The 15403-nt window shown below is 28.9% G+C and carries 14 protein-coding genes; 13 read left to right on the plus strand and 1 reads right to left on the minus strand.

What is annotated here, in order from left to right:
- Positions 1-25: 25 nt before the first annotated feature.
- Positions 26-1693: an arginine--tRNA ligase gene (argS, locus tag AACK86_RS02370; RefSeq protein ID WP_338982380.1), complete on the plus strand. Its 1668-nt coding sequence runs from the start codon at positions 26-28 to the stop codon at positions 1691-1693.
- A 5-nt stretch (positions 1694-1698) separates the two neighbouring features.
- Here the strand turns inward: argS and AACK86_RS02375 are convergent, their stop codons facing one another.
- A complete protein-coding gene (locus AACK86_RS02375; RefSeq protein WP_338982382.1) occupies positions 1699-2232 on the minus strand; it encodes a hypothetical protein in 534 nt (177 codons plus the stop codon).
- Between the two features lie 157 nt (positions 2233-2389).
- Here AACK86_RS02375 and AACK86_RS07150 point away from each other — a divergent pair, with 157 nt between their 5' ends.
- The 12 genes from AACK86_RS07150 (at position 2390) to AACK86_RS02430 (ending at position 15401) form a co-directional block, all read left to right on the plus strand.
- Positions 2390-2842 (plus strand): transposase family protein, encoded by a 453-nt coding sequence (locus tag AACK86_RS07150; protein ID WP_422398279.1) that lies wholly within the window; start codon positions 2390-2392, stop codon positions 2840-2842.
- Positions 2843-2844: 2 nt separating this feature from the next.
- Positions 2845-3219 (plus strand): transposase family protein, encoded by a 375-nt coding sequence (locus AACK86_RS07155; protein ID WP_422398302.1) that lies wholly within the window; start codon positions 2845-2847, stop codon positions 3217-3219.
- Positions 3220-3679: 460 nt separating this feature from the next.
- The gene (locus tag AACK86_RS02385) at positions 3680-5092 is read left to right on the plus strand and encodes an FAD-dependent oxidoreductase (protein WP_338982384.1); all 1413 of its coding nucleotides are present in this window, start codon (positions 3680-3682) and stop codon (positions 5090-5092) included.
- A gap of 15 nt (positions 5093-5107) precedes the next feature.
- Positions 5108-6094 carry a lipoate--protein ligase gene (locus AACK86_RS02390; RefSeq protein WP_338982386.1) on the plus strand — a complete coding sequence of 329 codons (987 nt, stop codon included), beginning with the start codon at positions 5108-5110 and terminating at the stop codon, positions 6092-6094.
- Positions 6095-6110: 16 nt separating this feature from the next.
- Positions 6111-7199 carry a thiamine pyrophosphate-dependent dehydrogenase E1 component subunit alpha gene (locus tag AACK86_RS02395; protein ID WP_338982388.1) on the plus strand — a complete coding sequence of 363 codons (1089 nt, stop codon included), beginning with the start codon at positions 6111-6113 and terminating at the stop codon, positions 7197-7199.
- Positions 7199-8200, plus strand: coding sequence for an alpha-ketoacid dehydrogenase subunit beta (locus AACK86_RS02400; protein ID WP_338982390.1), 1002 nt, complete (start codon positions 7199-7201; stop codon positions 8198-8200). Before AACK86_RS02395 ends, AACK86_RS02400 begins: the two co-directional genes overlap by 1 nt.
- A 19-nt stretch (positions 8201-8219) precedes the next feature.
- Positions 8220-9479 carry a dihydrolipoamide acetyltransferase family protein gene (locus tag AACK86_RS02405; protein ID WP_338982392.1) on the plus strand — a complete coding sequence of 420 codons (1260 nt, stop codon included), beginning with the start codon at positions 8220-8222 and terminating at the stop codon, positions 9477-9479.
- A gap of 11 nt (positions 9480-9490) precedes the next feature.
- On the plus strand, positions 9491-10867 hold the full coding sequence (gene lpdA / locus AACK86_RS02410; protein WP_338982394.1) for a dihydrolipoyl dehydrogenase: 1377 nt from the start codon (positions 9491-9493) through the stop codon (positions 10865-10867).
- 17 nt (positions 10868-10884) lie between these two features.
- Entirely contained in the window at positions 10885-11619 is a 735-nt protein-coding gene (locus AACK86_RS02415; RefSeq protein WP_338982396.1) for a YebC/PmpR family DNA-binding transcriptional regulator, read from the plus strand.
- Between the two features lie 124 nt (positions 11620-11743).
- Positions 11744-12019: a hypothetical protein gene (locus AACK86_RS02420; RefSeq protein WP_338982398.1), complete on the plus strand. Its 276-nt coding sequence runs from the start codon at positions 11744-11746 to the stop codon at positions 12017-12019.
- Positions 12020-12031: 12 nt separating this feature from the next.
- Complete coding sequence (gene secDF / locus AACK86_RS02425; protein ID WP_338982400.1) at positions 12032-14863, plus strand: protein translocase subunit SecDF; 2832 nt, start codon at positions 12032-12034, stop codon at positions 14861-14863.
- 25 nt (positions 14864-14888) lie between these two features.
- On the plus strand, positions 14889-15401 hold the full coding sequence (locus tag AACK86_RS02430) for an adenine phosphoribosyltransferase (protein WP_338982402.1): 513 nt from the start codon (positions 14889-14891) through the stop codon (positions 15399-15401).
- The last annotated feature ends 2 nt before the right edge of the window (positions 15402-15403 follow it).

Raw genomic sequence — 15403 nt, forward strand, 5'->3', positions numbered from 1 at the left:
ATGAAACGAAAAAGGAGAAATGTTAATGTCATTAATTTTAAATCAAATCCAAAAAATAATTAAAGAGGCAGTAAATAATATTACTCCTTTTGTTGATGATATTGTTATTGAGAAAACTCGTAATATTGCATATGGTGATTATGCTACTAATATTGCGATGGTGTTAGCACCAATTTTAAAGCAAAAACCGGAAGTCATTGCTAAAAAGATTATTGCTATTATTAAGTCAAATGATTTTTTTACTAAAATAGATTTTGTTTTTCCTGGGTTCATTAATTTAGCAATTAATCAAAGTGGACTTAGTGCTGTTATTACGGAAATTTTAAAATTAAAAACTAAGTTTGGTAGTGGAGAAGCAACTAATATTAAATATAATTTAGAAATTGTTTCTGCTAATCCAACAGGAATTTTACATATTGGTCATGCTCGTAATGGTGCTATTGGTGATGCGGTCGCAAGAATTTTAAAATTTGCAGGAAATATTGTTGAAACAGAATATTATCTTAATGATGCTGGTAATCAGATTAATGTGTTAGCAAATACAATTTTTTCGTATTATTTACAAAAATTAGGGGTTAATGTTGAAATACCAGAACAATCATATCAGGGTGTTTATCAAGAAATGTTAGCAACTAATTTTGTGAATAAATATCAAGATAAATTTATTGCCGTACGAATTGTTAATGATGTCATTAATGATGAACAAGTATTAGCAATATTTAAGCAAGAGTCAATTGCTTTCTTTTTACAATTAATTAAAACACAATTAAAGGATTTTCGGATTAATATTGATTATTGGTCGAGTGAGTTAGAAATGTATACAACAAAAGAAATTGATAAGTTATTAAAGGAATTGCAAGCAACTAGTAAAGTTTTTGAAAAAGATGGTGCTTTGTGGTTAAAAACAACAGATTATGGTGATGATAAGGACCGAGTTCTTGTTAAACAAGATAAATCGTATGCTTATATTTTACCGGATTTAGCTTGTCATAATTTACGAATTAAACGAGCAAAAGCTAATTATTTAGTTAATTTTTGAGGTGCAGATCATCATAGTTATTTAACACGAATGCAGGCGGGTTTACAAATTTTAGGTTATGATGCTAATATTTTAAAAATTGTGATTATTCAAATGGTGCGATTAATTAAAGATGGTCAAGAATATAAAATGTCAAAAAGAAAAGGGACAGCCGTATGATTAATTGATTTAGTTGCGGAATTAGGTATTGATGTTGTTCGTTATATGTTATGTTCAAAAGCATCTTCTGGTCATATGGATTTAGATTTGAGTCTTTTAACATCTCAAAGCAATAATAATCCAGTTTATTACTTTCAATATGCTACAGCGCGTTGTGCGAGTATTTTACGAAATGTGCCTAATAATATTGATTTAACAAAGAAAATTGCTAGTTATCATTTATTAACACATCCCAAGGAGCGAGAGTTAATTAAAGTATTGGATTATTTTAGTAAAGTAGTACAAAGTGCTGCTAAATTTTGTCAACCGAATATTATTTGTGATTATATTCAGGAATTAGCACGGGGATTTCATTCATATTATTCAGAATGTAAAATTTTGGATGAAACTAATATTACTTTATCAGAACAAAGATTGCATTTAATTATTAGCACACAGTATGTCTTTAAAAATGCTTTAAACTTAATTGCTGTTGATTTTAAGGATCAAATGTAATTTGCTTATTCAGTTAGTGTTGCTTTTAAGAAATTAATTACTATTGTCATATTTAACTTATAAGGTTTCATTTTCCCACGATTATTTTTTCGCATAAATTTTTTTTCATATCATTGCTTTATTTCATTATAATTTGTTAAATTTCATTTAGTGAGAGAAATGTTTTGTTTAGTCAGAAATTTATTAATAACAGCAAATCATGAAAGGTTTTCTTCATAACAATTAAATTGTTTTAAATCTCATTGTAAACAACATTCAATAATGAGAAAAATATTGGTGTCTATTATTAAACTTGGCGGATTGTTTTTAGCATAATATTGGGCTAATGTTCCCACATATAAATTTCTTTTGTTCATTTCAGTTATTCAAGTATAAATTACAAGATTAAAATAAGGTCGTTTTAATTTTAAAAAAGGATTCATTGCGATATTGGTTTTATTTTTATTAAGACAATAATCATACATTGAAATTTCTTTTCTTAAAGCTGATAGACTCATATTGTTAGCATAGCAAATAAGTTCATAGGGAATAATACGCATAGTTTCTCCTTTAAAATTAATAATAAATAAATTATACTCTTTAATTTATAAATTTTTCTATTGAAATGATAAAAAGGAGTGTGAATTAATAGACTTCTTCCGATACCTTTTTTATTAAAATATTCTTATAAAATATAATTTATGAGGATATCAAAATATGAACAATAATAAATTTAATACTCTTAATGATAAAGAATGGTTAAGATTAACAGGAATAAAAAAATCCACTTTTAATAAAATGTTAGATATTTTACAAGTAGCTGAAATAGAGAAATTTAAAAAAGGTGGTAAAACTAATAAATTATCACTAGAAAATAGATTATTGATGACTTTATCATATTGACGAGAATATCAGACTTATTTTCATCTTGGTAAAAATTTCGGAATTAGTGAAGCTAATTGTTATCGGAATATCAAGTGAATTGAAGATATTTTAATTAAAAACTTTGATTTTCAACAACTTGCTGCTAAAAAAGCACTAATAAATGATTATTTTAATGATAAAACTATTATTATTGATGCTACCGAAACTCCAATCCAACGCCCAAAAAAAGACAAAAATAATCTTATTCTGGTAAAAAGAAAAAACACACCATTAAAACACAAGTAATTATCGAACAAGAAACCAGAAAAATTATTGCAACAAGTTTTTCACTTGGGAAAAAACATGATTATGCTTTATTTAAAGAATCAAAAATCCCAATTTTAAAAAATACCAAATTAATAGTTGATAGTGGTTATCAAGGAATACAAAAAATTCACAATAATGTTCTAATACCTACAAAGAAAACAAAGAAAAACCATTTAAATAAAGCACAAAAACAACATAATAGACTAGTTTCAAAAATGAGAATTATTATTGAAAATATTTTTGCTATTCTTAAAAAATTTAAAATTATGACAGAAAAATATCGTAATCGTAGAAAAAGATTTGGTTTAAGATTTAATTTAATTGCCTCAATTTATAATTTGCAATTATTAATTTAACATAAAAGATTTATTTAAAATTAAAGAATTTAAATAATAAATTCATTTTTTGTTGTGGCAAAATATTAATTTTTTAGATAAAAGACATAATTAATTAAAATTATATTTTTCTATTACTGTCTTTTTACAAATATTTGTAATTTTTTTAATAGGTTATGCAAGAAGTCTAATGATTAAACAAATAATTTTATAAATTAATGTAAGATGATAGCAATTAAAATAAATAGTTTAGAACTAGAATTAATCTTTCTAGTTTTTATTTTTAAGATAATTAAGATATTGAATGAAATTTTTAATCATTATTTGAAAATTTTATTTATTCTGTGGTAATAATTGAATAATAGTCAAGAATTCGTATATAATTACTGTGTAAATTGAGTTTTTTCTTATTTTAATAATTATCATGAAAAATAACTAGAAACTTAGAAACAAATAAAATTATAGAAGGAGTCAAAAGACGATGAAAGTTATTGCTATTGGTGTTAACCATTCAGGGACTACCTTAGTTAGAACCTTAAGTCATTTAAGTAAACAAGATAAAAAGGATATTAAAATTGTAGCATACGATCGTAATGACAATATTTCTTTTTTAGGGTGTGGAATTGCTTTATGAGTTGGTGGTGAAATTAGTAAACCTGATGGTCTATTTTATGCAACGCCAGAATTATTGCAATCAGAAGGCATTGAAGTTCATATGAAACATGAACTTTTGGCTGTTAATAATAAAGAAAAGAAAGTTTTAATCAAAAACTTAGAAACAAATGAAGAGTTTTTTGACACTTATGATAAGTTAGTTATTGGTGTTGGTACTTGACCAATTATTCCTTCAGTTCTGGGGCTTAAAAATGATGATGGTACTATTAGTACGGGTATTAATATTGTTAAATTGTTTCAACATGCAAAACAAATTAAAGCAATAATTGATAATTCAGCAATTAAAAATGTTGTTGTTGTTGGTGCTGGATATATTGGGATTGAATTAGTTGAAGCTTTTACTCGTAATAATAAAAAGGTAACTTTAATTGATATTGAAGATCGGATTATGCCACGATACTATGATGAAGAGTTTACAACACCTGTTCAACAAAGTATGGAAAAAGCAGGTGTTATTATTCGTACAGGTGAAGCTGTTAAAGAGTTTATTAAAGAAAATGGTATTGTTACTAAAGTAATTACTGATAAAAATGAATATGCTGTTGATATGGTGCTTTGAGCGGTTGGTTTTAATACCGAAACAAAGATTTTAAAAGATGTTGTTGAATTAGGAACAAGGGGAGCGATTAAAACTAATAGTTATTTTCAAACTAGTGACCCTGATATTTATGCCATTGGTGATTGCGTTGCGGTTCATAATAATGCTACAAAAGAAAATGCTAATATTGCATTAGCAACAACTGCGGTACGAACGGGTTTAGTGACTGCTTTTAATATCGTTAGGGATAATTTATTAACAAGTCCGGGATTTCAAGCTGCGAATGCGATTTCAGTATTTGGCTGAAAAATGGCGGGTGTTGGTGTTAGCGAAACAGTAGCAAAAATGAGTCAGATGGATGTTGAAACAGTATTTTTTGAAGATAATGATCGGCCTGAGTTTTTAGAACCGCATTTTAAGGTAAAAATTAAAATTGTTTGAGAAAAAACATCTAGAAAAATTATTGGGGCACAAATTGCTTCAAAAGCAAATCATACGGAAGTTATTTATATGTTTTCTTTGGCAATTATGAAAGGTTTAACGATTGATGAGTTACCGTTAGTAGATATTTTCTTTTTACCGCATTTTAATAAACCATATAATTTTGTAACTTTAGCAGGTTTAAAAGCATTAGGGATGGATTATTTTCATCAATTAGTTGATGAAAATAATAATAATTAAGAATAAATTTTAGTTATGATTTATATTGAAAATAATAGTAAAAATCCTTATTTTAATTTAGCTCTTGAAGAATATTTAATGAAAAATTATCCGAATGATGATGATATTTTATTACTTTGACAAAATGATAATACAATTGTTATTGGTCGTAATCAAAATGCGTATGAAGAAATTAATGTTAAGCAAGTAAAAGTGGATAATGTAAAAGTAGTTCGCCGATTATCTGGTGGTGGTACTGTGTATCATGATGAAGGGAATTTAAATTTTTCTTTTATAAAAAAACGAAGTTCAAATGTTGTTAATAACTATTATCATTTTTTGCAACCAATAATTAGTGTTTTGCAAAAATTAGGAATATATGCTGAATTTTCTGGTAAAAATGATATTTTAATTGCTGGTAAAAAGATTTCTGGTAATGCTCAGTATGCAAATAGTAATAAAATATTACATCATGGAACAATACTTTTTAATGTGGATTTATTAAAGTTAGGGGCATACCTTAATGTTGATCCATTAAAGATGCAGTCTAAGGCGATTAAGTCTGTGCAGGCACGCGTTACTAATATTTTACCGCTATTAAAAAATAAAATTACGATTATGGAATTTAAAGATTTGATTATTACTGAGTTATTAAAAGGGGAAAATAAAAAGGTTATTTTATCTTCTGAACAATTGGAGGAAATTAATAAATTAGCAATAGCGAAGTATGCATCATGAGAATGGAATTATGGTATTGCTCCTAAATTTCAAATTCAAAATAAGAAACTTTATGAGCATAAAGGAACTGTTACTGTTGGTTTAAATGTTAATGCTGGTATTATTACTGATATTAAAATTTCTGGTGATTTTATGGGCTATTATGGTACTGAGATTATTGAACAACAGTTAGTTGGTTGTAAGTATGATTATGAACATATTGCTGGGCAATTGCAAAATATAAATATTGAAGAAATTTTTGGAGTTAATTTTATTGCTTCGGAAATTATTGATTTAATAATTTAAGAAAGGAATTATTTAAATGTTTAGTGATTATAGTGATTTGAAGTTTGAAGTATTTCAAATTATGAATGAAAAAAGTGAAATTGTTAAGCCTGATTTGATGCCAAAAATTAGTGATGAGTTATTACTAAAAGCGTATCGTTTTATGTGTTTATCAAGAAAACAAGAAGAAATTCAAACTGAAATTAGTGAGGGGGGTAAAAATCTTAATTTTTTAGCATCAGCAGGACAAGAAGCAACCGAAGTGGGGTATGCGATTCATTTACGAAAAGGTATTGATTGATTAGTTCCAGCATATCGTAACAATGCTGCTTGAATTACAGCTGGGTTTCCAATTGAAAATATTTACTTGTATTGATTAGGAAATGAAGCAGGAAGTAAAGTTCCCGAAGATATTAATGTTTTACCAGTTAATATCCCGATTGGGACGCAATATTCTCATGCAACCGGAATTGCGTTTGCTGAAAAGTTTAAACAAAGTGATGGTGTTGTTATTACTACTATTGGTGATGGGGGAACGAGTGAAGGTGAAGTTTATGAAGCAATGAACTTTGCTGCGATTCATAAATTACCCGTAATTTTTATGGTGGAAAATAATCAGTGGTCATTAACTACGCCGCGAAAAAAGGCATCAGCAACGGCATCTTTAGCAATTAGAGGTGTGGGTGTTGGGATTGCTAGTGCGCAAGTTGATGGCAATGATTTTTTTGCAGTTTATGCAATGGTTGAAAAAGCAATTGCTCGTGCAAAATCTGGTGAAGGGCCAACCTTTATTGAAGCAATTACTTATCGGCGTTTTGCGCATTCAGCATCGGATATTAAAAAAGATTATTATGATCCGCAATTAGAAGCTGAATGATTAAAAAAAGATCCGCTTGACCGGTTAAGAAATTATTTAATTGCCAATAAAAAATGAGATGAAACTAAACAAAAACAATTAGATGTTGAAAATGAAGTATTAATTCGTAATGAAATTAATAATGCAATGAATAAAAAAGATACAAAATTAGCAGATATTTTTCAATATACATATGCAAAAATGACACCACAATTAGAAGAACAATTAGCAGAAGCACAAGCATATTTTGCAAAGGAAGGTAATAACTAATGGCACTATATAGTAATATTCAAGCATTAACTAATGCATTAGACATTGCAATGGAACGCGATAAGACAATAGTTACTTATGGTGAAGATGTTGGTTTTGCTGGTGGCGTGTTTCGGGCAACGAGAGGTTTACAAAAGAAACATGGTGAAAATCGTTGTTTTGATGCGCCAATTGCTGAAGCTAGTTTAGTAGGAATTGCTGCTGGAATGGCTTTTAATGGACTTCGTCCGATTGTAGAATTACAGTTTCAAGGGTTTGCTTATCCGGCGTTTCAACAATTATTTTGTCATATAGCTCGATTTCGTAATCGTACAAGAGGAAGATTTACTTGTCCAATGGTTATCCGAATGCCAGTTAATTTGTGAGGATTAAAAGGTTTAGAACATCATTCTGAAGCGATTGAAGCAATGTTTGCACATGCGCCTGGTTTCAAAGTTGTTATTCCGTCTAAACCTAGTGATGTTAAAGGATTAATGTTAGCTGCAGTGGAATGTAATGATCCCGTAATATTTTTAGAACCGTTAAGAAATTATTATACGCCCAAAGAAGAAGTTGCTGATGGTCATTATACAATTGAAATTGGTAAGGCAAAACAAATTATTAAATGAGAAGCTAGTGATAATCCTGATTTAACAATTGTTACTTATGGACCGTTAGTTTATGATTGTGAAACTGCTGTTGCTAAATTGCAACAAGAAGGAATGAAAATTGAATTAATTGATTTAATGACAATTCATCCGTGAGATGAGGCAACAGTTGTTGCTTCTGTTAAAAAGACAGGAAGAATATTAGTAGTGCATGAAGCAGTTAAATCTTTTTCAGTATCTTCAGAAATTATTACAACAATTAATGAAAAATGTTTTGAATATTTACAATGTCCGCCAGCGAGATTAACAGGTTATGATGTGACTGTTCCTTTATATCAAGGTGAACATTGATTTAAAATTACTGAAAAAAGAATTATTGATAAAGTAAAAACAATGATGACATATTTAGCTTAAGTGAGAAAGGAGTAGAGATATGATAGAATTTAAATTTTTAGGTCTTGATGGTGATATTAATGAAGGTCAAATAACAGAAATTTATGTTAAGGTTGGCGATGATATTAAAAAAGGTCAAGATTTATTTGAGTTAGAAGCAGATAAACTTTCTCAACCAATAGTTGCTGAATTTGATGGTAAAATTGGTCAAATTAATTTTGCGATTGGCGATATTATTAAGGCCGGTGATGTCTTTGCTAGTAGTAATTCTACTAATAATGTTACTTCATCTAATAAGTCAGAAGAAATTATTAATAAACAAGTTTTATCAAATGTGATGGAAACTAATCCTGAAAAATCAAATAAGAAAGTATTAGCAACCCCATTAGCGCGAAGAATGGCTCGTGAATTAGGGATTGATATTACAACTATTAAGGGGACAGGACCTAACGGCAGAGTATTAAAACAAGATTTAGTCGGTGGGCATTCTTTATCTAGTGAAGCTAAATCATCAAAATTAGTAACAGAAAAACCGTTAGCGGTTGTTCCACCAATGCAATCTCGTGGTGATGATTTTTCTTCAAAGCCAGCATCACAAGTAGAACAGCGGGTAAAAATGACCCCAACCAGAAAAACAATTTCTAAAGCAATGAAGAATTCAGTATTTACAATTCCGCATACTAGTTTAATGACACAAGTAAATGTTACTGCTTTAGTGCAATTACGAACACAATTAAAAACGACAGTTATTAAACCTGATTTTAAATTAACTTATATGCCATTTTTTATTAAGGCAGTTACTATGGCTTTAAAAGAATTTCCAATAATTAATGCCCGATTAGATGAAGAAACAGAAGAAATTGTTTATCATAATTATTATAATATTGGCATTGCTGCTGATACTGATGCGGGATTAATTGTTCCTGTTATTAAAGTTGCTGATCAACAAGATATTTTTAATTTAGCTGTTGTTTACAATGACTTAGTTGCCAGAGTTAGAAATAAGAAATTAATTCCTTCGGAAATGAAAGATGGAACTTTTACGATTACTAATTATGGTTCTGTTGGTTTAGATTTTGGAACGCCAGTTATTAATTATCCAGAAGCAGCGATTTTGGGTATTGGGGCAATTAAAAAAACACCGGTTGTTGATGACAGTGGCAATATTGTTGTTAATGATTTATTACCGCTATCAATATCAATTGACCATCGCATAATTGATGGTGCTGATGCTGGCAGATTTATGTTGTATTTAAAGAAATTATTAGAAGCACCAACTTCATTGCTAATTTCATATTAAGGAGAAAATAAATGGATAAATTTGATGTAATTATTATTGGCGGTGGTCCTGGTGGATATGTGGCTGCGATTAAAGCAGCCCAAGTTGGTTTAAAAACCCTTATTATTGAAAAACAATGATGAGGTGGTGTTTGTTTAAATATTGGTTGTATTCCGACAAAAGCATTATTAAAAAGTGCTAAAGTTTTAAATTATTTTAAGCATGCTAAAAGTTATGGTGTTGATGTTAATGAGGCAACAATTAAACCTAATTGAGATGAAATGCAAATTAGAAAATCTGGGGTTGTTAAAAAATTAACCCAAGGTGTTGAACATTTATTGAAAAAAAATCAAGTTGAAAAAGTATTTGGTGAAGCTAAGATTATTGATAAAAATACTGTGGAAGTTAATGGTAAAAGATATACTGGTAATAATTTAATTATTGCTACTGGTTCGGTATCACGAGTTTTAGATTTACCTGGTTTTAAAGAAGCGAAAGAAAATAATTTTTTAATTACTAGTCGGCAAATTTTATCATTAAAAGAAATTCCTAAAAAGTTAACAATTATTGGTGGTGGTGTTATTGGCATTGAGTTTGCTTGTTTATTTAGTACTTTAGGAACAGAAGTTACCATTGTTCAAGGAGTGGATAAGATTTTAGAATTATTAGATAATGATATTAGTTTAGAAATGACAAAAGTATTAAAATCAATGGGCGTTAAGCTTGAACTTAATGCTAAAATAACAGCAATTAAAGATAAAACATTAGTGTTTATGCAAGCGGGACAAGAAAAGCAACTTACTAGTGATTTTATATTAATTTCTGTTGGTAGAATTCCTGTAACTAAGGGGTTAGAAGCATTAAATCTTGAATTAGAACCTAGAAAAAATATTAAAATTAATGACCGTTGTCAAACTAATGTGGAAAATATTTATGCTATTGGTGATGTCGCTGCTGATAAGATGTTAGCTCATGTGGCATCAGCACAAGGAATTGTTGCGGTGGAAAATATTTTAGGTAAGAATAGTAAAATGGATATGGATTATATTGCGAGTTGTATTTATTCGTTTCCAGAAATTGCTAGTGTTGGTTTAACAGAGCAACAATGTCAAGATAAACAATTATCGTTTAGTAGTTTTAAGTTTCCTTTATCGGGTAATGGTAAAGCATTAGCTGATGGTGAAATAACGGGATTTGCTAAAATTTTAGCCAATAAACAAACTGGTGAGATTTATGGGGCTCATATTATTTCGGGAACAGCAACGGATATGATTACGGAAGTGACAACAACAATGGTTAGTGAAGGAACAATTTATGAGTTGGCAAAAACAATTCATCCTCATCCAACTTTATCAGAAGTTGTGATGGAAGCTGCGCATGGAATTATAGATAAACCAATTCATGGTTAATTTAAAGGAGAATTATTATGGCAGGACATTCAAAATGAGCAAATATTAAGCATCGTAAAGCAGCCCAAGATAAAATTCGTGGTAAAATTTTTCAAAAAATTTTGCGCCAATTAAATACTGCGGTAAGAAACGGTGGGATTAATGTTGAAACTAACAATCAATTGCGATTGCTCATTGAAAAAGCAAAAACAGTTAATATGCCTAAAGAAAATATTGACCATGCTTTAAAGAAATTTAGTCAAGATAATAGTAATCTTAATTATGAAGAAATTATATATGAAGGCTTTGTTGCGGGACATATTGCTGTTATGGTTGAATGTTTAACTGATAATCGTAATCGTACGGCGACTAATGTTCGGAGTATTTTTAATAAAGCTAAAGGAACATTAGGTGTTACTGGCAGTGTTCGTTATCTTTTTACTCGGGTAGGATTATTAGTTTTTACTAATAAGATGGTTAGTGTGGATGAAGTTTTTGAATGAGCTTTAGAAATTGCGGCTATTGATATTAATAACTATGAAGGAACATTTATTATTACGACAACTGTTGATAGGTTTTGAATAACCAAAACCTTTTTAGAATCTAAGGGTGTTACTGCCTTTGATGTTAGTGAAATTATTTTTCAACCGAACAAAACAGTATCCTTAGAAAATAAAATTGCGATTGAACAGTTTTGGCAGTTAATTAATTCCTTAGAAGCTGATGATGATGTGCAAAATATTTATTATAACTTTGTGGAAGATGATAATTAAAAAGGAAATTATATTACTAATACGGAAGAACATTGCCGATAGTTGTTAGCGAGAATTATTTTTTCACTTTTAAAAATTATATTGTATAATTATAAATGATTTGACAATAAGGCTGGAAAAAGTAATGGAAAAGTCTTATTTGTATAGTTATGTTCTTAAATTATTAGAATTAAAAACTATGGAATTGAAATTAGAAATTTCTTCGCTGTCAATCGTTGATCTGGCAACTTATTATTTGGAAGTGATTTTGCATAAACGGCAAGCTACTAGTTTGCAACAAGCAACATATGATATATTTAATATTAAACCAAATATTGTTATTGAATATATTAATAATAAATTAATTACTGATAAAACAATATCGTTAGATGATTTTAAAGAAATGTTTGAAAAGAAATAATGAGGTATAGATATGAAAAATAATATTAAAGGAACGCAACGAAACCTTTGAATTCAATTTGGTTTATTTATTATTTTAATTTTAAGTACTATTGCTGGTTTAATTACGGGTAGTTTTTTTGTTGATAATAATTTTCGTTCAGGAATGTTAGTTGGGGGGGCATATCAAACAATTGTTAGTTATGAAAATGCGAAAAATCGTCATGAGGCTGTTAATACTTTGCAAGATAAAATTGATCCTTTAAGAAAAAAACGAATGGATATTAGTCGTTTTACTAGTAATATTGGGGGAAGTCGTTTAAATGTTATCGTTCCGCAAGCTAATTATGGTAATATTGCTGATTTTTTACGAGATGTTGAACGCAGCGGATCAATTTTCTTTTTAGATGATAAAGGTGATGATTTACTTGTTGGTACAGGGACAGGTGAAACTTACAAGCCAGCAAAGAAGAATGGTAAAAGAATTGTTTTAAAAGATTTTATTGATAGTAGTTCAATCAAACATTCTTTAATTTCGGGAATAAATAAGCCATCAATTGAATTCAAAATTAAAAATTTAGAGTTATATAATGCGATTTTAAAATATCAAGATAAAAAGTCAGTTTATGTTTGACAAGATTTTGGGCAAATGTTAGATGAGATGCGGAGCAATTATAACGATTTGATAAAACTTAGAAAATTTATTAATGCTAAAGCGGTAGCTTTACAAGGTGGTGAAGCGCAAGAATTGAGAAATGCTCTGCGAAGTCTCTTAGCGGCTAGTGTTCGTAATCGCGAAAATAGTGATGTTAAAGAAGTAAATTTAGCTGATCAAAGTGTTAATACGGATTCTGATATTTATAACTATTTTCAAAACGCTGATGTTACTTTTAATGAGGTTCTTAGCTATAATAAGAATTCGCCAAATAGTGATTTAACAATTGATATTAATAATGAAGATGATACTTATGATAAGCAAACATATTTAAATCCGTTTCGTCCTTTTTTAGTAGAACTTGTTAATACTGAATTTAAAGATGTTATGAATAACAAATATAAAAATAAGTATTTAATTACATCTTCATCATTACAGCTTAAACCTAATAATAGTGATAAAGTAAGTGATATTGCTTTTATTGAAATTAGTGGTGAAGAGGCAGCCGCTGGTTTAGCTAAGATTTTTAGTGCCGGCATTAAAGGAATTGCCTACCAAGTTGAGTCATATTCAGTATCCGATACCGTAATTAGTAATGCCACAAAGGTGATGATGATTATTACTATTAGTTTTATTTTGTTAATAATATTAGTTATTTTGGCATTATTTTATCGTGTTTTGGGTCTTATTTTGGGTCTTATTTTAGCAACGATGGTCGTTGTTACAATGGTTGTGTTTAATGTTTTATTAGGGATTTATGGCTGAGAAGTGTTTATTGCTATGCTGATAGGTATGATGGTTGCTTTAAGTAGTAGTATTATTTTATTAGAACGAATGAAAACTGAGTTTAATGGGGGTAAATCTTTAATTCAATCTTTTTTAGATGCTAATCGAAAATCAATATCAACAGTTTTTGATACGACTGTTTTGCCATTGATAATTAGTTTCTTTATTTATTGATTTGGAACCGGTATTATTAAATCTTTTGCGATTATGCTAATTATTAGTATTTTAGGAGCTTTTATTTTTGGTATTGTTTTAATCCGAGGAATTTATTATTCGCTATTATCGTTAAACTGGATTAATACCCGTCAAGATTTAGTAATGACTAATTCTGTAATTATAAAGCAAAAAATTCATCATCTTATTAAAAAGCTTGGTTTTAATCGGATAACACAATTTTCTAAGAAATTTAGTTATCAAAAAAGTTTTAAATGATTAGTTTTACTTTCTACGATTATTATTTCGTGTGGTGTTATTGTTGTTACAACTGTGGGACCGGGTATGAGTTTAGAATTTACGCGGGGAACAATTTTTCAAGTGCAAACTTCTGGACATAGTATTGCGAGTGATGATAGTGCTGATGATGAGGCGTTTCTAAAAGTGATTGCAGAAACTAAAAATGAAATTATTAGTAAATTTAAAACCGATTATTCAGCACATAGTTATTCCCTAGCAGTATTTAGGCGGATGGAAGATCGTGGATATAATATTTTTATTAAAACTTCCTTAATTGATAATAAATATGTTAACTCCTTACAAACTTGGTTATCAGAAAATAATTTCCAATCTGAAATTAGAATTAATGATGTTAGTTATGGTTCTTTATGAAATGAAACTAGTGGTAGCGTGGTCATTAATGGGGTTATTGTGTTAGCAGTTATTATGGTGATTATTCTAATTTATTTAATTATTCGTTTTGATTGAAGCTTTATTCTACCATTAATATTGACAATTATTCATGATGTTTTATTAACTTGTTCTTTGATAATTATTTGTCGTTTTGAAGTAACGATTGAAGTTGTTACAGCTATTTTAGCAGTAGTTATCTTTGCTATTATTCATAAAATAATTATCTTTGACCGTGTTCGGGAAAATAAAATTGGTTTGGATAGTACGAAAATCAATAAGAGTAATTTATCGGATTTGGTAGATACGGGATTTACAATGACTTTAAAAAGTAGTTTAATTGTTTTATCGTTAGTCTTGTTATTGTCGATGGCGTTATTTGTTATTGGTCAAAATATTGGGGCAGCATTTGGTCTTTTATTAGGTAGTGTTATTGGTATTTATTCTTCAACAATTTTATTGCGATGATTATGAGTATATTTTGCTAACATTAAAGTAAAACTTTTACGAAATAAAAAGCAAAAAATTTATAAATCATTAACTGGACCTGATGAGCAAATTGTTATCGGTGTTAATGATTAATAATGTTGGAAGGATGAGTTAGTTAATGGATTTAAAAAAATTAATAATTGATGTTCCTAATTTTCCAAAACCAGGAATTCAATTTAAGGATATAACACCATTATTGGCTAATAGTGTAACATTTAAACAGGTTGTTAAGCAATTAGAAGAAATTGTTAAATCATTTAAATCGGATGTTATTGTGGCACCCGAAGCCCGAGGATTTATTTTTGCAACTCCGGTTGCTAGTGGATTGGGATTGGGATTTGTTCCCATTCGTAAGTCAGATAAATTACCGCGAGCAGTTATTCATAAAAGTTATGAATTAGAATATAATAAAAGTACTTTAGCAATTCATAAGGATGCGATTGTTCCCGGAATGAAAGTTGTTATTGTTGATGATTTGTTAGCCAGCGGCGGTACGATTGATGCCATTATTAATTTAATTGAAGAATTACAGGGCGAGGTTATTGCCGCAGTATTTGTTATTGAATTGACTAGTTTTAAAGCCCGCGAACAATTTCCTAATTTAAAAATTGAAAGCTTAATTCAGTATTAAAA

Source organism: Spiroplasma endosymbiont of Eupeodes luniger, from assembly GCF_964019525.1.
Classification (GTDB): domain Bacteria; phylum Bacillota_I; class Bacilli_A; order Mycoplasmatales; family Nriv7; genus Nriv7.